The organism is Arthrobacter sp. MDT2-16 (assembly GCF_054510925.1).
The window spans coordinates 468,115-487,382 of the sequence record NZ_JBTNDP010000001.1 but is presented as its reverse complement, the minus strand read 5'-3'; the positions used below and the strand labels follow the sequence as shown (position 1 = coordinate 487,382).

Genomic DNA, 19,268 nt, shown 5'->3' with positions numbered 1-19,268 from the left:
TCATGACTGAGACAACACTGAACGACGCCCCCTGGCGGGACGGCGGGGCCGCACCCGAGGCACGCGTCGACGCGCTGATCGGGGCGATGACACTCCGCGAAAAGGTCGCCCAGCTGGTCGGCGTATGGGTGGGTGCCAACACCGAGGGCGGCGAGGTCGCCCCGCACCAGCACGAGATGAACGAGGCCGTCGACCTCGACGAGCTCCTGCCCCACGGCCTCGGGCAGCTCACGCGACCCTTCGGCACGGCACCGGTCGATCCGCGGCTGGGCGCCCTGTCGCTGCAGCGTACGCAGGAGCGCATCGCGTCGGCCAACCGCTTCGGCATCCCGGCCCTCGTCCACGAGGAGTGCCTCGCCGGCTTCGCAGCCTGGAAGGCCACCGCATACCCGGTGCCCCTCGCATGGGGTGCCACGTTCAACCCCGACCTCGTGCGGACGATGGCGGGCGCCATCGGCGCGGATCTCCGCTCGGTCGGCGTCCATCAGGGTCTCGCACCCGTGCTCGACGTCGTCCGCGACGCCCGCTGGGGCCGGGTCGAGGAGACCATCGGCGAGGACCCGTACCTGATCGGGACCGTCGCGACGGCGTACGTGCAGGGCCTTGAGCGGGCGGGGGTGGTCGCGACGCTGAAGCACTTCGTGGGGTACTCGGCCTCGAAGGCAGGGCGCAACCTCGCCCCCGTGTCGATCGGGGAGCGGGAGCGCGCCGACGTGCTCCTGCCGCCGTTCGAGATGGCTGTCCGTGAGTCCGGCGTCCGCTCCGTCATGCACGCCTACACCGACATCGACGGCGTGCCGACCGCGGCCGACGCCTCGCTCCTGACCTCGCTGCTGCGCGACACGTGGGGCTTCGACGGCACGGTGGTCGCGGACTACTTCGGCATCGCCTTCCTCAAGGAGCTCCACCGCGTCGCGGGGACCCTCGGCGAGGCTGCCGCCGCCGCGCTGACCGCCGGCGTCGACGTCGAACTGCCCACCGTGCACACCTTCGGGGACCACCTCGTCGCCGAGATCGAGGGCGGTACCCTCGACGAGGCGCTCGTCGACCGCGCCCTCCGCCGTGTCCTGCGGCAGAAGCTGGACCTCGGACTGCTCGACGCGGACTGGTCGCCCGTACCGTCGGCGCTCGCGGGTGAGGCACCCGTCGACCTCGATTCCGCGGGCAACCGGGACATCGCCCGGCAGCTGGCCGAGCAGTCGATCGTCCTGGTCCGCAACGCCGGAGTGCTCCCGCTGGCGCAGGCCCCGCGCATCGCCCTGATCGGGCCCAATGCCGATACCCACCGCGCCTTTTTGGGCTGCTACTCCTTCCCGGCCCACGTCGGCGAACAGCACCCCGACGTCGACCTGGGACTGAGCATCCCCACCGTCGCCGAGGCTCTCCGCGACGAGTTCCCGGGCAGCGAGATCACGACGGCGGCCGGCTGCACCATCGACGGCACCGCGACCACGGGCTTCGACGAGGCCCGCGCCGTCGCGCGCGGCTCCGACGTCGTCGTCGCCGTCCTCGGTGACCGTGCCGGACTCTTCGGCAGAGGGACCAGCGGTGAGGGCTGCGACGCCGAGTCGCTGGACCTGCCGGGCGTCCAGCAGCAGCTCCTCGAGCATCTGCTCGCCACGGGCAAGCCCGTCGTCGTCGTGCTGCTCACCGGGCGCCCGTATGCGCTCGGGTCCGCGGCGACCGACGCGGCGGCGATCGTCCAGGGTTTCTTCCCCGGCGAGGAGGGTGCGGGTGCCGTCGCCGGAGTGCTCAGCGGACGGCTCAACCCCGCGGGCCGCCTCCCGGTCAGCATCCCGGGGTCGCCGGGCGCACAGCCGTCCACCTACCTCGCGGCGCCCCTGGCGCAGTCCAGCGGGGTGTCGAACATCGACCCGACGGCCGCGTTCCCCTTCGGCCACGGCCTCGGCTACACCCACTTCACGTGGACCGGTGCGTCGTCGACGGCGGATGCCGCCACCACCGACGGCGAAGCCGGCATCGAGGTCATCGTGACGAACGCGGGGGAGCGCGACGGCGTCGAGGTTGTGCAGCTGTACGTGCACGATCCCGTGGCGTCCGTCGTGCGACCCGTGCAGCGGCTGATCGGCTACGCCCGGGTGCAGCTCGCGGCGGGGTCCTCGGCGCGCGTGGCCTTCACCGTCCCTGCCGACGTCACGTCCTTCACCGGTCGGGACGGGGCGCGGATCGTCGAGCCCGGTGCGCTCGAGCTGCGACTCGGAGCGTCGAGCGGTGACATCCGGGCGGCGCTGCCGCTGACCCTGACCGGAAGCGTCCGGCGGGTCGACCACACGCGCCGGCTGCACTGCGACGTGCAGGTGGTCGCACTCTGAGGACTCTCTGACCACATCTGCCGGAGGCCCGCAGGGCCATGGCCCGCTCCCTCGGGAGTGGGCCATGGCGCGTCCTGGGTGTGTCGGGCGCCGGATGCACGGCGAAGGGCGCGCCGTATCTGGCGCGCCCTTCGGTCAAGCGGTGTCAGACGATCACCGGGTCAGCGGCTGGTGCCGTCGCCCTCGGTCTCGATGCGCTCCTCGCGTACCTGCTCGGTGACGGTCTGCTGCTCGGTGACCGTCTCCTTGTCCAGGCGCACGCGCTCCACGGGGACGGCCTCCTTCTCGACGACAGGGCGCTCCTCGGTCAGGATGACCTCGTGCTCCTCCTCGCTGATGGCCGGCCCGTCGTAGGCATCGCCGCGGTTCGCGTCCGTGATCGGCTCGCGCTCCACCCGGACCTCCTCGTGGCTCACGGGAACCGTCTGGCTGACGTTCTCCGTCACCACGTGCTTGCGCAGGCGCGCCCTGCCCGTCTCGTGCGTCTGGGTGCCGACGCGGAGCTCTTCCTTGGAGCGCGTCATCGCGTCGTCGGTCGTGGGTCCGGAGGTGTCGTGGCCCACGACTCCACGGCTCTCCGAGCGGTCCACCTTCTCGTCACCGGGCTGGAAGCCGGGAGCCTCACGCCCCTGGTCGGAGGTGGTCGTCGTGGTCGTCGTACCGGAACCCAGGCTGTAGTGCCGATAGAGGCGCTCCTCCTCCTCCGGGCTCAGGTGGCCGTCGCGCTCGACGGACGGGGCATCCTTCACGAGGCTCTTGGCATAGGGGACGCGCAGGTCGTTGCCGTCGGACGAGGCGTCCTGCAGCGGCACGAAGGTCTCCCTCGTGCCGAAGAGTCCGGTGTTGACGGTGACCCAGCTCGGCTGCCCGGTGCTGTCGTCGACGTACATCTCGCCGATCGAACCGAGCTTGTCGCCGTCGTTCGTGTAGACCGTGCCTTTGCCGGTCGTCAGGCGGTCGAGGTCCTTCGAGGTGATCATGTAGTGCTCCTAGCATGTGCAACCGTGATCATGCAGTGGGGGACTGCACTCCCGCCTCACTCTAGGCAAGCCACAAAAGGATAACAAGCCCCCTTACTATCTCTTTGCGGCCGATGTTCGGCCTTCAGGAAGGGTGTGGACCGCTCCAGGCACGCATCGGAGCGGAGGGGCGTCGGGTTGTTGCACTGCGGGCAAAACAAAGGACTTGCGAGGAGGGTGGCGGTCGGTCACGGTAGTAAGCAGACTGATGATTTTCCGTCGGCAGCACCAGTGTGGCCACCGCGATCATCCCAACCGAGGAGCACCATCATGGCATCAGACAACACAGCGGGAGCGAGCACCCCGAGGAGCAGACGCAATGACGTCGTCGCTGCGCAGAAGGAACGCTTCGGCGGCATCAAGTTCGGGTCCGCGTTCTTCGGCTGGCTCACGGCCATCGGCCTGACCGTGATCCTCAGCGCCCTCGCGACGGCGATCGGTGCCGGCGTGGGAGCGGCGAACACCAGCGGCGCCTCCGACGCCGCGAACCAGGCGCAGGAGAACGCACAGACCATCGGTATCGTCAGCGGGATCGTCCTGGCGATCATCCTCTTCGTGGCCTACTACTGCGGCGGCTACGTCGCCGGCCGCATGGCCCGCTTCGACGGTGTGAAGCAGGGCGTGGCCGTGTGGCTGTGGGGCATCATCATCGCGATCGTCGTCGCGATCCTCGCCGCTCTCGCCGGTGACCGGTTCAACGTCCTGTCCAGCATCGGCGGCGCCCCGAGCATCCCCGTCGACGGCAGCCTGCTGACCGCCAGCGGCCTGATCGCCCTGGCGATCGCGGTCCTCGTCCCCCTGATCGGCGCGATCCTCGGCGGCAAGGCCGGCATGAGCTTCCACCGCAAGGTCGACCAGGTCGGCATCAACCACCAGGCCGGCATCTGACCGTCACGCTCCACCGAGAAGAGGCGCCACCCCAGCGGGGTGGCGCCTCTTTCGTCATCGGGCTCTGCGTGGTCGGCTCGGCGGCGTCCGAAGCAGTCCGAATGACGTCCCAGGGGCCTCGCCGACGGATGAGGCCCGTCGGGGGTTCGGTCTGTGGACCGGAGATCAGGGCTGTGTGATGACCACCTTGCCACTGCCCTCTTCGGCGAGGGTATGTGCTTTGACGATGTCCACCAGGGACAGCTCATGGTCGACGCGGGGCGTGTAGAGCCCTTCCTGCCCCAGCGCAGCTGCGTACCGCAGGAGGGTCGAATCGTTGCGGGCGTCGATCTTCCTGAGACCGAGGCGCGCAGCTCCCTGGTCGTCGATGACGGTGACGACCCGCGAGGGGTCGCCGACGATGCCCAGCAGGTCCGGCAGCGAGCTGGAGGGGGCGGAATGCAGGGCTGCATCCACACCGCGGGGCGCGAGGATGCCGACGCGCTCGGCCAGCCCCGGACCGTACACCGTGGGGAGAACGCCGAGTGCCTCGAGGTACGGGTGATTGCTCTCGCGTCCTGTGCCGATGACGGTGGCTCCGGCGGCGAGGGCGAATGCTGCGGCGGCGCTGCCCACGGCGCCTGAAGCGCCTTCGATGAGGAGTGTCCGGCCGTCCAGGTCGCCCAGTGCTTCAAGAGCACCCGCCGCGGTGGCGGACGCGAGCCCTGCTGCGGCAGCCTCGGCCGTCGACCAGCCCGGAGGGACGCTGCTCCAGGCGGTCAGCACTGCGAACTCTGCCGTGGTATCGCTGATCCCGCCCAGGCCGAACACGACGTCACCCACCTGTGTGTCCGTCACATCCGGGCCGACCTCGTCCACGACGCCGACAGCGTCCCGGCCCGGGATGGCGGGCAGGGGCAGCGGCAGGAACTGCACGAGATGGCCGGCGCGCAGGAGGACGTCGATCGGGTTCACGCTGGTGGCATGCACCCTGATCCGGACCGAACCCCCACCCGCATGAGGTTCGGGGGCGTCCTCGACGACGAGAACGTCGGGGGTACCGTACGAGTGGAAACGGACAGCGCGCATGGAGATTCTGCTTTCTGGAGGCACGATGCAGTCAGTACTTGCTGCGGAAAGTAACGCTAGCCCGAAGTCGTTTCCGCGGCAAGTACCAGTACGATGGGATCATGTCCGCAGCAGATCGCCTCCCACCGCAGCAGGACCGGACCTGGTCACTGCTGGTGGGCGTGATGATGTGGCTGCCCGCGGAGCTGGATGCCTACCTGGAGCGATCCGCGGACCTCAGCCACGCCGAGTACGGGGTGCTGCGCTGTCTGTCGCTCAGCGAGGCTCGTGAGATCCACATGAGTCGCCTTGCTGCCACCGCGAGCGTGACGCCGTCACACCTGTCGCGGATCGTCGGCCGGTTGGAGAAACGAGGCCTCCTAACCCGCAGCGCGGATCCCTCGGACGCGCGGAAGACCCTGGCCAGGCTGACGCAGGCGGGGGCGCTTCTTCTGGCCGAGGTGGAGCCCGGCTATGTAGCGGAAGTCCGCGCCCGGGTGTTCGGGCTTCTCGATGACAGGCAGCTCGAGCAGCTGGAGGACCTCGCCGAAGCGATTCTCACACCGCTCCGAGGTGAGTGCGTCAGCCTGCTGCCGCCTCGATCAACCCGCTAGGAAGCCCCGGAACCCCCTGGCGGTCCCCGAGGCGGGTCGCGGAGATTCGGTTCTAGGGGTGACGTCGGGTCCGCAGCCCGAGCATGGTGCCCGCGGCGAGCATTCCCATGCCGAGCAGGCCGGCGCCCAGCATGGCTCCGGTGGTCGTGTCGCTGCGGCCGACATCCGAAACACCGGTATCGGCGCCACCGACCGGTAGCTGGGCTACCTGTGGGGTCTCGTAGATGCCGTCCTCCGGTGTCGGATTCACGCCGTAGGTCTGGACGAAGCCGATGTAGCAGGGGTAGCGGCCGTCAGGGAACACGATGCTGCCAGGGTCGTCCGTGCAGAGATCGGCCCCATCGGCGGTGATGACGCCGCCCGGGACGATCGTCACGGTCTTCGGATCGACGATGGTGGCCTGATCGAAAGGCACCAGGACGGGCGGATCGATCGGATAGCGGGAGCCGGGAATCCCGAAATTGGTGAAGCCGGCGAAACAGGGATACGTGCCATCGGGGTAAGCGATGCCATAGGGGTTGATGGCACACAGGTTGGTCCCGTCCGCAGTGAGCAGCCCTCCCTTCCCCGGAGTGACACTGGCGGGGTCCACGATGGTCGCCTGATCGAAGGGGACGAAGTCCGGATTGGGTGCAACCGGCGCCGCTACTGCAGCCGTTGCAGCACCTACGAGTACAGCTGCTGCCAGCGCGCACCCCTTCAGAGCAGATGTCATGTCCACGATCTATGTCCCCCTTCATGCGATCCCCTGCGGACAGCAATGCCCCAAGTCAACCAGATCACCGCCCAGCGGAGTGCGAGACCCTCGCCGGTCCCACCGAATTTATGAAGTGCACTCAGACCGTCGAGATGCGTTCACCCCCGAGTCATCACATCCCGGGCATCATTCCTCCCGAGGTCGAGGCCTGGAACCGGAGCGATCCCACGGCCGTCCGGTACTGCTCGCGGATGACCGGTCGGTGGTCGACGGCGCGGTCCTCCACGGTCTCCACGGACCAGAGCGGCCTGGAGCCCGTCAGTGCCCATGCGGCCTGGACGGCTGCACCCCGGGCCACGTACTCGCCGGGCGCTGGGATGCGCACCGGCAGGTCGAACACCTGCGCGGCGACGTCCTGCACCGCCGCGTTCTGCGCGGCACCGCCGATCAGCAGCAGGTGCCGCGGCAGGACTCCGGCCGCGCGCACCGCATCCAGGGCGTCGGCGAGCCCGCAGAGCATCCCCTCGATCGCCGCCCGCGCCAGGTTCTCGCGCGTGCCCGAGGCGATGCTGAGGTTGTGGAAGCTCGCCTTGGCCGTCGGCAGGTTCGGTGTGCGCTCCCCCTCGAAGTACGGGACGAGGACGACGCCGCCCGCGCCGGGTGCGGCAGCCCGGGCCAGCTCCGCGAAGCCGTCGTGGTCCACCCCCAGCATGCCCGCCACAGAGGACAGGACACGCGCGGCGTTCAGCGTCGCCACGAGGGGGAGGAACAGTCCGCTCGCGTCGGCGAAGCCCGCCACGGTGCCCGACGCGTCGGCCACGGGGTCGGCGGCGACGGCGAAGACCGTGCCGCTGGTGCCCAGCGACACGACGACGTCGCCCTCCTCCGTGCCGAGGCCCAGTGCCGCGCCGGCGTTGTCGCCGGCGCCGGCGCCGAGGAGGATACGGTGATCCGACGCGAGGAAGGAGGCGTGCACGACGCCGGCGGTGGCGTCCGCCGGCAGCACGCGCGGGAGGACCACCGCCTCCGGATCTCCTCCGCTCACCCCCTGGCCACGCGCCTCCCGGGCTGGACGGCCGAGCATCCGCTCGAACAGGTCGAGGTCGTACCCGTTACCCGCCGGGCTCCAGTACCCGGTGCCGCTCGCATCCGAGCGGTCGGTGACCAGTTCCTCGAGCACCGGGCCGAGGGGCGACTCGCCCTCGGGCCCGAAGCCGCGCAGTCGCCAGGTCAGCCAGTCGTGGGGGAGTGCGACGGCGGCGATGGCCGGGACGACGTCGGGCTCGGCGTCGCGCACCCATCGCACCTTCGTCCCCGTGAAGGACGCCACGGGGGCGGACCCGGTCCGGGTCACGAGATCGTCGACGCCGAGCTCGGCGATCAGGTCCTGTGCGGCGGCTGCGGACCGGGTGTCGTTCCACAGCAGTGCATCCCGCAGGACGCGGCCGTCGCGGCCCAGCAGCACCATCCCGTGCTGCTGGCCCGCGATCGAGAGGGCGTCGACGTCGTCCCCGAGGCCGTCGCCGGCTTCCAGGGCGGCGAGCAGGGCCTGCCACCACCCCGCCGGGTCCACCTCCGTGCCGTCGGGGTGGGAGGCCCGGCCCGTACGCGCCTCGGCGCCGGTCCGGGTGTCGACGACGACGACCTTGCAGCTCTGCGTCGAGGAGTCGACGCCCGTGACCAGGGCCATGGGTCAGCGGGCCCCGAGCAGGTGCTCGATGAAGAGCTGCTGCAGCTTCACGAACCCGAAGCCCTTGCCGTTGTAGTAGGCGTCGGCGTCGAAGTCCTCGTAGGAGGAGCGGTCCGCGCGAAGGGCCTCGTAGCCCTCGCCCTCGTTGAGCGTGGGCTCGTTGATCTCGGAGACGCGCGAGGCCTCGAGTGCGGCCTGTACCTCGGGGTCCGCACGGAAGGCGGCTGCGCGCTCCTTGAGCAGGAGGTAGGTCTGCATGTTGGCGGACGCCGAGTCCCATACGCCGTCCATGTCCTCCGTGCGGCTCGGCTTGTAGTCGAAGTGGCGGGGGCCGTCGTAGGCCGGGCCTCCGGCCGGGCCGCCGTTCTCCAGGAGGTCGACGAGCGAGAAGGCGTTCTGCAGGTCACCGTGACCGAACACGAGGTCCTGGTCGAACTTGATGCTCCGCTGGCCGTTGAGGTCGATGTGGAACAGCTTGCCCTGGTAGAGGGCCTGCGCGATACCGTGCGTGAAGTTCAGTCCGGCCATCTGCTCGTGTCCGGTCTCCGGATTGATGCCGACCAGTTCGGGGCGCTCGAGCGTCTCGATGAAGGCCATCGCGTGTCCCAGCGTGGGCAGGAGGATATCGCCGCGGGGCTCGTTGGGCTTCGGCTCGATGGCGAAGCGGATGTCGTAGCCCTTGTCGGTGACGTAGTCGCCGAGCAGGTTCACGGCTTCGCGGTACCGCTCGAGGGCGCCGCGGATGTCCTTGGCGGCGTCGTACTCGCTGCCTTCGCGTCCGCCCCACATGACGAAGGTCTGCGCGCCGAGTTCGGCGGCGAGATCGATGTTGTCCAGCACCTTGCGCAGGGCGAAGCGGCGGACGCCGCGGTCGTTGCTGGTGAAGCCGCCGTCCTTGAAGACGGGGTGGCTGAACAGGTTCGTGGTGACCATCGGGACGATCAGGCCGGTCGATTCGAGGGCGCCCTTCAGCCGGTCGATCTGCGCCTGCCGTTCCGCCGCGGAGCAGCCGAAGGGGAAGAGGTCGTCGTCGTGGAAGGTGAGGCCGTAGGCGCCGAGGTCGCTCAGGCGATTGACGGCCTCGACCACGTCGAGGGGCGCGCGGGTCGCGGAGCCGAACTGGTCCTGGGCCTCCCAGCCCACCGTCCAGAGTCCGAAGGAGAATTTGTCGTCACGGGTGGGCTCGATCGTCATTGAGTGCTCCAGGGGGTGTGTGATCAATATGTTGCCGTTACAAACATATTAGGTTTGCGGGCAGAGTCAAGCCGCAAAATAGTTCTTGCGCCCCCGATGGAAGGAGTGCGGGGAGATCCGCTCAGAGACCCAGGGCCCGGACGCTCGAGCGGGGGACGAGTTTCGTGGAGAGCTCGATGCGCGGACTCTCCACCGCCTCACCGCGCATCAGCCGCACGAGCGTGCGCGCCGCGAGCATCCCCATCTCGGACAGCGGCTGACGCACCGTCGTCAGGGGTGGGGAGGCCCAGGACGCCTCGGGCAGGTCGTCGAAGCCGATCACGCTGAGGTCGTCGGGGATGCGCATGCCCTGCTGGCGCGCCGCCTCGTAGACGCCGAGGGCCATCTGGTCGCTCGCCGCGAAGATCGCACTCGGGCGATCCTCCCGTTCCAGGAGCTGCACGCCCGCGGCGAAGCCGGAGGCGTAGTCGAAGTCGCCGGTGATCACGAGCGCGGGGTCGAAGGGGAGGCCGGCCGCGTCGAGGCCCGCTCGGTAGCCGTCGAGGCGTGCGCGACTGCACCAGAGGCCCGGCCGTCCGGCCACGAAGCCGATGCGCCGGTGGTTCTGCTGGATCAGGTGCTCGGTGGCGGTCACGGCGCCCGTCCAGTTCGTCGCCCCGATGGTGGGCACCTCGAGGTCCGGGACGCCGGCGGGGTCGATCACGATCACCGGGAGATGAAGGCGCTGAAGCTCCGCGTGCAGGAAGGAGTCGAGGTCGGTGGTGACCAGGATGGCGCCGTCGCTCGCCCTGTCCGCCAGCGTGTCCAGCCACTTGCGCGTGGAATCGGTGCCACCGCGCCGGTGGATGGCGGACACCACCACGGACAGACCCTCCGCGTTGAGGGCGTCCTCGACCCCCCGGATGATCTCGACCGCCCAGGGGCTGTCGAGATCGTTGAACACGAGGTCCACGAGTCCCGACGGGGCGGGCGCCGCGGTCCCGCGGCGCCGGTAGCCGTACTCGCGCAGCAGCGCCTCCACCCGCTCGCGCGTCGCGGGTGCGACATCGGACCTGCCGTTGAGGACGCGGGACACGGTGGGGACGGACACGCCGGCCGCGGAGGCGATGGCGGAAATCGTCACTGCCGGCTGGGCGCTGTCCTGCACGTCGTCCTCCTCGGGGCACCGACGCTGCAGTACTGCATCCCCGGAGCGGAATTCGCCCCTTGACCTTCCGGGCGTGATGTTCCTAACCTACAGCAACGGCATTTCCGGAAACTTCCGGAAATTCTTGATCGGAGTTTCGGTCTCCGCACCTCAGGTACCTCAAAGGAGAGCTCATGCAGGTTCGTTCATCCCTCGCCGCCGCAGTCCTCGCAACCGCGATGATCCTTCCCGTGGCTGTTCCCGCCCACGCAGCGTCCCAACCGTCCCGCGCCCCGGGGATCGAGAAGGGGATCGACAGGAAGGACACCCTGCGCTGGGTGGCCCCGAGGGACCTCGAGATCGGCACGGCCGTCGCGGGCGGCGGCCATCACGAGACACAGCCCTACCCCGACCCCTTCACCTTCGACCAGGAATACCGGAAGCGTCTCGCGGCCGAGTTCAGCTCCGTCTCACCCGAAAACCAGCTCAAATGGGAATTCGTCCACCCGGAGCAGGGCACCTACCGCTTCGCGGAGATGGACGCGATCGTGGAGTTCGCACGGCAGAACAAGCAGGTGGTCCGCGGCCATACCCTGTTCTGGCACAGCCAGAACCCGGCCTGGCTCGAGGAGGGCGACTTCACCAAGGACGAGCTGCGCGCCATCCTCAAGGACCACATCCAGACCGTGGTGGGCCGCTACGCCGGCAGGATCCAGCAGTGGGACGTCGCCAACGAGATCTTCAACGACAACGGCACGCTGCGCACCACCGACAACATCTGGATCCGCGAACTCGGCCCCGACATCATCGCCGATGCGTTCCGCTGGGCACACGAGGCGGACCCGAAGGCCAAGCTGTTCTTCAACGACTACGGCGTGGAGAGCATCAACGCGAAGAGCAACGCCTACCTCGAACTGATCCCACGGCTGCAGGCCCAGGGCGTGCCGGTGGACGGCTTCGCCATCCAGGGCCACCTCAGCACCCGTTACGGGTTCCCGGGTGACCTGCAGGCGAACCTGCAGCGCTTCGACGACCTCGGTCTCGAGACGGCGATCACCGAGATCGACGTACGCATGGACGTGGCCGCGGGAACGTCGCCCACCGAAGCCCAGCTCGCGACGCAGGCGAGCTACTACCAGCGGGCCCTCGAGGCCTGCGTCGCTGTCGAGGAGTGCAACTCCTTCACCATCTGGGGCTTCACCGACAAGTACTCCTGGGTGCCCGTGTTCTTCAGCGGCGAGGGCGAGGCGACCGTCATGGGGAACGACTTCACCCGCAAGCCCGCCTACTACGCGCTCCAGGACACCCTGGAGCAGGCGTCCCCCGGGCGCGGAAACCGCTGACCCGATGATCGACGACAGAACAGGAAGAACCATGAGACGACGTTGTCTGATCGCGGGCGCCACGGCTTTCGGCCTGGTGGCCGGGGCCGGCGCCCTGGCGCTACCGGCGAACGCCGAGGAGCCAGCAGTGCTCCTCACCGAGGACTTCGAGGACGGCGCCTTCGGGCCGCTGGTCCAGAACGGAGGGGCCACCCTGTCGGTGGTCGACGCCGACGGCGACAAGGCCCTGCTGGTGAAGGGCAGGACCAATGACTACGACGGCGTGAAGACGCCGGCCAACCTCCTGCAGGCGGGTGGCACCTATTCGTTCTCCGCGCAGGTGAAGCTGTCCGCCGCCGCCGGCACGACGACGTCGGCACGCTTCGTCGTCGAGCCCGCCTACAGCTGGGTGGGCAACACCACGGTCTCGGCCGACGCGTGGACCACGGTGAGCGGCACGTTCAATGCCCCTGCCGGTGCCGACCCGGCCACGCTGCGCGTCTACCTCGGGACAGGAGACCTCGGTGCCCCCTACGACTACCTCGTGGACGACGTCGTGATCACCGGTACCGCCGGGCCGGGCGACGGCGGGACCTGGCAGCCCACCCCGGACCCGGCCTTCATCCCCGGCGGGGCCACCGACCCCACCACCACGCCCCTCGCCACGGCCCGCGGCACCGGGAACGTCGTCGCCCTCACCTTCGACGACGGCCCCAACCCCGGCGAGACCGCCGCGGTCCTCGACCTCCTGAAATCCAGGGGCATCACGGCGACCTTCTGCGTCATCGGGCAGAACGTGCAGGCGGACGGCGGTGCGGACCTGCTCCGCCGCATCGTCGCCGAAGGGCACACGCTGTGCAACCACGGCACGTCCTACGCGGACATGGGCTCGTGGACGCAGGCGCAGGTCGAGGCGGACCTGAAGGAGAACCTCCGCATCATCCGTGCCGCCGCGGGCGATCCCATGCTGCAGGTGCCGTACTTCCGGGCGCCGAACGGCAGCTGGGGAATCACGGGTGAGGTGGCGGCGGCCCTCGGCATGCAGCCGCTGGGCCTCGGCAACGTCATCTTCGACTGGGACGGCAACGACCTCGGCGAGGCCACCCTGACGGAGAACCTCCGCAAGGCCTTCACGCCCGGCGCGGTGGTGCTCGCGCACGACGGCGGCGGCGACCGGGCCGCCACGGTCAAGGCCGTGACGACGGTGGTGACCGAGAAGCTGGCCGAGGGCTGGACCTTCACGCTCCCGAGCGGTGGTGCAGGCATCGGGCAGACGACCGGGATCACCAGCGGCTTCGAGACCGGCACCGACGGCTGGACGCCCCGGGGTGACGGCGTGCAGGTCGGCGCCGGCAGCGACGCCCGGACCGGGACCGGCAGCCTGCTCGTCACGGGCCGCACCCAGCCCTGGCACGGCGCGGCCCTCGACGTCACCGCCGGACTCCCCGTGGGGTCGGCGATGGAGGTGTCGGTCTGGGCGAAGCTCGCTCCGGGCCAGTCACCCGCCTCCCTCAAGGTGTCCGTGCAGCGCGACAACGGCGGCGCGAGTGCGTACGAGGGCGTGGCCGGTGCCGCGGCATCCGTCACCGCCGACGGCTGGACGCAGCTGAAGGGCACCTACACCCTCGGGGCGGCCGCCGACAAGGTCCAGGTCTACGTCGAGGGCCCCGTGGGCGTCGACTTCCTCCTCGACGACTTCAGCCTCGCCCCGTTCGGCGAGAAGCCCATCCAGACCGATGTCCCCGGGCTCAAGGACGTCCTCGGGGCGGACGGGATCGAGCACGTCGGCGTTGCCATCGATGCCCGGGAGACGGTGGGCACGGCAGCGGACCTCGTCCGCAAGCACTACAACGCCTTCACCCCCGAGAACGCGGGCAAGCCCGAGAGCGTCCAGCCGGTCGAAGGCCAGTTCTCCTTCGCCCAACTGGACCAGCTGCTCGACTTCGCCGACGCCAACGGCATCGAGGTGTACGGGCACGTCCTCGCGTGGCACTCGCAGACACCGGCGTGGTTCTTCAAGGACGGCACCCGCGACCTGACGAACAGCCCCGCCGACCAGGCACTGCTGAAGGCGCGCATGGAGGCCCACATCAAGGGCATCGCCGACCACATCGACGCACGCTACCCCGACGGGAACAGCCCCATCTGGGCGTGGGACGTGGTCAACGAGGTCATCGCCGACGGCGACACCGCCAATCCACACGACATGCGGGACAGCCGGTGGTTCCAGGTGCTCGGCGAGGGATTCGTGGACGAGGCCTTCCGCCTGGCGGACCGCTACTTCCCGGACGCGGCCCTGTTCATCAACGACTACAACACGGAGATGCCGGAGAAGCGGACCGACTACCTCTCGCTGATCAGCGCGCTCGAGGCGCGGAACGTGCCGATCGACGGCGTGGGGCACCAGGCCCACGTCGACGTCGCCCGGCCGGTGGAGTGGCTCGAGGACTCCATCGTGGCGGTGGAGCGCCTGAACCCCGACCTCCTGCAGGCCATCACCGAACTCGACGTGAACGCCTCCACGGAGAACCAGGGCGCCGACGTCAGCGGTGCCCCGCAGGATCCGTACAGCCCTGCCTTCGAGGACGACGAGGACGCGGCGGACGAGGTGGGCTACTACTACCGGGACCTGTTCGCGATGCTGCGTGAGCACAACGAGTCCGTCGACTCGGTGACGTTCTGGGGCATCAGCAATGCCCGCACCTGGCTGCGGACGTGGCCGATGGCCCGGCCCTGGGAGCAGCCGCTGCCCTTCGACGACGACCTGCAGGTCACCCCCGCCTACTGGGGCATCGTCGACCCGGCCCGGCTGCCCGCCCGGCCGGCCGATGTGCTGGCACCGCGGATCGCCGACCAGTCCGACGTCCGGACCGTCTCCAACGGTGCGAGCGGCGCGAAGGTGAAGTACACGCTGCCGTCGGCCATCGACACCCTCGACGGCGTGGTGCCACTGACCTGCGACCCTGCACCGGGCTCGCGCTTCGTCGTCGGTGTCACGACGGTCACCTGCACAGCGACGGACGAGGCGGGCAACACCCGCACCAGCTCGTTCGACGTCGTCGTGACGCGCAAGCAGCCCGGGAAGCCCTGACCGTTCCCCGGCACGACGAAGCCCCTGTCCTCCTCGGAGGGCAGGGGCTTCGTCGTACCGGTCAGGCGTAGGCGCCGAGCAGCCGCACCGATCCGCCGTCCACGCCCTTGGCGCCCTGCACGTAGTCGGGTCCGTCGGTGGCCCCGGTGCCCGCGGCCTGCACGCTGCCCATCACCCAGGAGGGCACGCCCGCCGCGGTGAGGTGGGCGAGGGCGGCGTCTGCGCCGGAGGCACCGACGATCGCGACCATGCCCACTCCGAGGTTCAGTGTCCGCTCGAGATCCGGCAGCGGGACGTTCCCGAGCTGCGCGACGAGCGTGAAGACGGGCGGGAGTTCCCAGGTGGAGCGGTCCACGGTGGCCTCGAGCCCGCGGGGCAGCACGCGGGCGAGGTTCGCCGCGAGCCCGCCCCCGGTGACGTGGCTGAAGCCGTGCACCTGGGCGGCGTCGTCGCGGGTCAGCGCGAGGCAGTCCGCGGCGTAGATGCGTGTGGGCTCGAGGAGTTCCTCGCCGAGCGTGCGCCCGAGTTCGGACACCTGCCGGTCCAGCGCCCAGCCGGCCTGGTTGATGACGCGGCGCACCAGGGAGTAGCCGTTGGAGTGGAGGCCCGAGGACGCCATCGCGATCACGACGTCGCCCGCGCGGACGCGCTCGGGGCCGAGCACGCGGTCGGCCTCGACCACGCCCGTGGCGGCGCCGGCGACGTCGTACTCTTGCTCGCCGAGCAGGCCCGGGTGCTCCGCCGTCTCTCCGCCCACGAGGGCCGTGCCGGCGGCCGAGCAGCCTGCCGCGATGCCGCGGACGATGTCCGCGATGCGCTCCGGGACCACCTTCCCGCACGCGATGTAGTCCGTCATGAACAGCGGCTCCGCGCCGACCACCACGATGTCGTCGACCACCATGCCCACGAGGTCGAAGCCGATGGTGTCGTGGATGTCCATGGCCTGCGCGATCGCCACCTTGGTGCCCACGCCGTCGGTCGACGTCGCCAGCAGCGGCCGCGTGTAGGTGAGCAGGCGTGAGACGTCGAAGAGCCCGGCGAAGCCGCCCACCCCGCCGATGACCTGCTCGCCGTGCGTCGCGCGCACGGCGTCCTTCATGAGCTCGACGGCGCGGTCACCCGCCTCGACGTCCACTCCTGCGCTGGCGTACGTGATGGGACCGGACACGCTCATACCCGCTCTTTCTTGTCTTCGGCAGTCAGGACGGCTTCGAACTCGGCATCGGGGCCGGGATCGCATCCCGTGGCTCCCGCCTTATCCGCGGGGTCGAGCCGCTCGAGGAGGTTCTTGCCCAGACGGTCGGTGTCGGGCAGTTCGATGGGGTACTTCCCGGTGAAGCAGGCCGTGCACAGGCGCTCGCGGGGCTGCTGCGTCGCGTCGATCATGCCGTCCTCGGAGATGTACGCGAGGCTGTCGGCGCCGATGGACTTGCTGATCTCGTCGATCGCGGCACCGTTGGCGATCAGCTCCGCGCGGGACGCGAAGTCGATGCCGTAGAAGCAGGGCCAGCGCACCGGCGGCGAGGAGATCTTGACGTGCACCTCGGCGGCCCCGGCCTCACGCAGCATCCGCACGACGGCGCGCTGCGTGTTGCCGCGGACGATGGAGTCGTCGACCACGATGATGCGCTTGCCGCGGATCACTGACTCGAGGGCGTTGAGCTTGAGGCGGATGCCGAGCTGCCGCAGCGTCTGGCTGGGCTGGATGAACGTACGGCCCACGTACGCGTTCTTCACGAAGCCGTGGGCGAAGGGGATGCCGGACTCCTCCGCGAAGCCCACGGCGGCGGGGGTGCCGGACTCCGGGACCGGGATCACGATGTCCGCCGCGGCCGAATTCTCGCGGGCCAGCTGCCGTCCCATCTCCACGCGCGCCTCGTACACGGAGCGCCCGGCGATCGCGGCGTCGGGCCGGGCCAGGTACACGTACTCGAAGACGCAGCCTGCAGGGCTCGGCGGGGCGAAGCGGCTGCTGCGCACGCCGTCCTCGTCGATGGCGATGAACTCGCCGGGCTCGATCTCCCGGATGTAGCTCGCGCCGACCGTTGCAAGGGCCGCCTGCTCCGAGGCGACCACCCACCCGCGCTCGAGGCGGCCGAGGACGAGGGGGCGCACGCCGTAGGGGTCGCGTGCGGCGTAGAGCGTGCCCTCGTCCATGAAGACGAAGCAGAAGGCGCCGCGGATGCTCGGCAGCAGTTCCAGGGCCGTCTGCTCGAGCGAACGGTCGTCGTCACCGCCGAGGAGCGCGGTGACGAGGGCGGTGTCGGTGGTGTTGCCCTGCGCGAGCTCCCCGGCGCGGGGCTTGCCGTGGCGGGCGAGGACCATCTGGTAGAGCTCGGCGGAGTTGGTGAGATTGCCGTTGTGGGCGAGGGCCACGGTGCCGGCGGCGGTGGCGCCGAGCGTGGGCTGAGCGTTGGCCCAGTGCGAGGAGCCGGTGGTGGAGTACCGGCAGTGGCCGACGGCGATATGGCCAGCCAGCGTGTTCAGCGTGGACTCGTCAAAGACCTGGGACACCAGGCCCATGTCCTTGTAGACGTTGATGCGACGGCCGTCGCTCGTGGCGATGCCCGCCGATTCCTGGCCGCGGTGCTGCAGGGCGTACAGACCGTAGTAGGCGAGTTTGGCCACCTCCTCGCCGGGCGCCCAGACGCCGAAGACACCGCAGGCATCCTGTGGTCCCTTCTCGCCGGGAAGAAGATCGTGGGAGAGTTGTCCGTCACCGCGCACCATGCGGCCATTCTCTCACGGTGTGCGGACGCCGCCCGCGCCGGTCCGGAGCCCCGGCCGGGTTGCCATCGGTCAGGCGGACGGGGCGGGCGGGTTGCCTGCGAGCCGCCCGATCAGACGTTCCAGGCGCGCGATGCCCACGAAGCGGCCCGCGTTGTCGGTGACGAGCAGCGGGGCGAACCGGGTGCTCCTGTCCCGCGTGATCGATCGTTGCAGCGCCTCGTCCACGGGGGTGTCCACATTCACCACGAGTCCGGCGGTCACGACCCCCAGGCGTGCCTCCTCCCCGGACAGGACGGCCACGGGCCTGCGATTGTCGAGGAGCACGACGTCGGTGAGGAACGGCTTGGCCGCGAAGAGCGCCGCCGCGGCGCGCGGTGATGCCGCGGTGGCCACCGGTTCGACGACGCCGCGCACGGTGGAGGCCTGCGAGGTGGGGGAGCGGGCCGAGAGGCGCAGCGCGACATCGAGGTCGAGCGCCTGCCAGGGCGGCGCCGGGCGCCCCAGCAGGTAGCCCTGGACGAGCGGGACCCCCAGGGCGGCGAGGGTGTCGAGTTCCTCGACCCTCTCGATGCCCTCCGCGAGGATCCAGGCGTCCACCCTGCTCGCGAACAGCCCGAGCATCTCGATCAGGGCGCGTTTGGCCTCGTCGACGTCGACATCGCGGACCAGCTCACGGTCCAGCTTGATCAGGGAGGGCCGCAGCGTGAGCAGGTGCTGCAGGCCGGCGTACCCGGATCCGGCGTCGTCGACCGCGATCAACGCCCCCGCGGCGCGCAGGGCGTGGAGGAACGGCTCCAGTTCGAGGTACGAGTCGATCGGCGTCTGCTCGGTCAGTTCCACGATCACCCCGCCCAGGTGCCCCTGGTCGGCCCAGACGGCCTGCACGACGGGCGACGGAAGCAGGTGGGGGGACACGTTGACGGTGAGGAAGCAATTCGCGGGCAGGGTCCCGCGGTGGGCGAACGCGCTGCGCAGGGCGGCAGCCTCGAGGTCGGCGGCACGCCCGGCATGCTGCGCGGCCGCGAACCACACCTCCGGGTTCTTCTCCGTGTAGCCGGGGAACCGCGCGAGCGCCTCGTAGCCCACCACGGTGCCGCGTGCCGTGTCGATGATCGGCTGGTACCAGGAGGCCATGCCCTCGCCGGTGCAGGCACGGGCCAGCTCCGCGGCCCCGGGTAGGCCGTGGTGCTGGTGCTGGTGCTGGTGCGCGGCCGGCACGGCGGGAGGATGCAGCAGGATCAGGCAGCGACGATGCTGCCGCGGACCGCGCCGACGAGTTCGGGCGTGATGTCGATCAGTCCGTGGGCGGATGCGGCATGTGCACCGACGGCGGCGAGGATCTCGTCATCGGTGCTGCAGACCCAGCGGGCGTCGCAGCCCGGCACGACGTCTCCGCAGGCGAAAGCCTTCATGGTGTGTCCCTCTTCCCTGGCCGAACGGTCTGCTGTCCTGTCGGACACCGCTGCCTACTATCGCCCGGCGGGGACACACCGTTAGCGTTCCTGGCGACGCGTCTC

General features: G+C 70.0%; 15 protein-coding genes. 5 read left to right on the top strand and 10 right to left on the bottom strand.

All coding sequences use genetic code 11. From position 1 onward, the window contains the following. Window positions 1-2: 2 nt before the first annotated feature. The gene (locus tag ACX80N_RS02365) at window positions 3-2,333 is read left to right on the top strand and encodes a beta-xylosidase/alpha-l-arabinosidase (protein WP_459338139.1); all 2,331 of its coding nucleotides are present in this window, start codon (window positions 3-5) and stop codon (window positions 2,331-2,333) included. Between the two features lie 161 nt (window positions 2,334-2,494). On the opposite strand, the gene ACX80N_RS02360 is transcribed toward ACX80N_RS02365, so the two are convergent. After that, window positions 2,495-3,313 carry a DUF2382 domain-containing protein gene (locus tag ACX80N_RS02360; protein ID WP_459338138.1) on the bottom strand — a complete coding sequence of 273 codons (819 nt, stop codon included), beginning with the start codon at window positions 3,311-3,313 and terminating at the stop codon, window positions 2,495-2,497. Between the two features lie 309 nt (window positions 3,314-3,622). Here ACX80N_RS02360 and ACX80N_RS02355 point away from each other — a divergent pair, with 309 nt between their 5' ends. After that, on the top strand, window positions 3,623-4,240 hold the full coding sequence (locus tag ACX80N_RS02355; protein ID WP_105033186.1) for a hypothetical protein: 618 nt from the start codon (window positions 3,623-3,625) through the stop codon (window positions 4,238-4,240). A 165-nt stretch (window positions 4,241-4,405) separates the two neighbouring features. Here ACX80N_RS02355 and ACX80N_RS02350 read toward each other — a convergent pair whose 3' ends face one another. Then, on the bottom strand, window positions 4,406-5,308 hold the full coding sequence (locus ACX80N_RS02350) for an alcohol dehydrogenase catalytic domain-containing protein (protein WP_459338137.1): 903 nt from the start codon (window positions 5,306-5,308) through the stop codon (window positions 4,406-4,408). 101 nt (window positions 5,309-5,409) lie between these two features. Here ACX80N_RS02350 and ACX80N_RS02345 point away from each other — a divergent pair, with 101 nt between their 5' ends. Beyond that, the gene (locus ACX80N_RS02345; protein ID WP_459338136.1) at window positions 5,410-5,901 is read left to right on the top strand and encodes a MarR family winged helix-turn-helix transcriptional regulator; all 492 of its coding nucleotides are present in this window, start codon (window positions 5,410-5,412) and stop codon (window positions 5,899-5,901) included. A gap of 52 nt (window positions 5,902-5,953) precedes the next feature. Here ACX80N_RS02345 and ACX80N_RS02340 read toward each other — a convergent pair whose 3' ends face one another. From ACX80N_RS02340 to ACX80N_RS02325, 4 genes are all read right to left on the bottom strand, one after another. Next, on the bottom strand, window positions 5,954-6,493 hold the full coding sequence (locus ACX80N_RS02340; protein WP_459338135.1) for a hypothetical protein: 540 nt from the start codon (window positions 6,491-6,493) through the stop codon (window positions 5,954-5,956). Between the two features lie 277 nt (window positions 6,494-6,770). Continuing rightward, complete coding sequence (locus ACX80N_RS02335; RefSeq protein WP_459338134.1) at window positions 6,771-8,288, bottom strand: FGGY family carbohydrate kinase; 1,518 nt, start codon at window positions 8,286-8,288, stop codon at window positions 6,771-6,773. A gap of 3 nt (window positions 8,289-8,291) precedes the next feature. Beyond that, entirely contained in the window at window positions 8,292-9,482 is a 1,191-nt protein-coding gene (gene xylA, locus ACX80N_RS02330) for a xylose isomerase (protein ID WP_459338133.1), read from the bottom strand. A 121-nt stretch (window positions 9,483-9,603) separates the two neighbouring features. After that, window positions 9,604-10,629, bottom strand: a complete 1,026-nt coding sequence (locus ACX80N_RS02325; protein ID WP_459338132.1) for a LacI family DNA-binding transcriptional regulator — start codon at window positions 10,627-10,629, stop codon at window positions 9,604-9,606. Window positions 10,630-10,802: 173 nt separating this feature from the next. Here ACX80N_RS02325 and ACX80N_RS02320 point away from each other — a divergent pair, with 173 nt between their 5' ends. Both ACX80N_RS02320 and ACX80N_RS02315 read left to right on the top strand, forming a co-directional pair. Next, a complete protein-coding gene (locus tag ACX80N_RS02320) occupies window positions 10,803-11,951 on the top strand; it encodes an endo-1,4-beta-xylanase (protein ID WP_459338131.1) in 1,149 nt (382 codons plus the stop codon). A 31-nt stretch (window positions 11,952-11,982) separates the two neighbouring features. Next, window positions 11,983-15,021 carry an endo-1,4-beta-xylanase gene (locus ACX80N_RS02315; RefSeq protein WP_459338130.1) on the top strand — a complete coding sequence of 1,013 codons (3,039 nt, stop codon included), beginning with the start codon at window positions 11,983-11,985 and terminating at the stop codon, window positions 15,019-15,021. A 61-nt stretch (window positions 15,022-15,082) separates the two neighbouring features. Here ACX80N_RS02315 and purM read toward each other — a convergent pair whose 3' ends face one another. The 4 genes from purM to ACX80N_RS02295 form a co-directional block, all read right to left on the bottom strand. Then, the gene (purM, locus tag ACX80N_RS02310; protein ID WP_459338129.1) at window positions 15,083-16,195 is read right to left on the bottom strand and encodes a phosphoribosylformylglycinamidine cyclo-ligase; all 1,113 of its coding nucleotides are present in this window, start codon (window positions 16,193-16,195) and stop codon (window positions 15,083-15,085) included. Further along, window positions 16,192-17,751, bottom strand: coding sequence for an amidophosphoribosyltransferase (purF, locus tag ACX80N_RS02305; RefSeq protein WP_105033176.1), 1,560 nt, complete (start codon window positions 17,749-17,751; stop codon window positions 16,192-16,194). The genes purM and purF overlap by 4 nt, the downstream gene beginning before the upstream one ends. Before the next feature lie 69 nt (window positions 17,752-17,820). Further along, a complete protein-coding gene (locus ACX80N_RS02300; protein ID WP_459338128.1) occupies window positions 17,821-18,969 on the bottom strand; it encodes an EAL domain-containing protein in 1,149 nt (382 codons plus the stop codon). 20 nt (window positions 18,970-18,989) lie between these two features. Then, window positions 18,990-19,163, bottom strand: coding sequence for a DUF1059 domain-containing protein (locus ACX80N_RS02295; protein ID WP_459338127.1), 174 nt, complete (start codon window positions 19,161-19,163; stop codon window positions 18,990-18,992). Window positions 19,164-19,268: the final 105 nt, after the last annotated feature.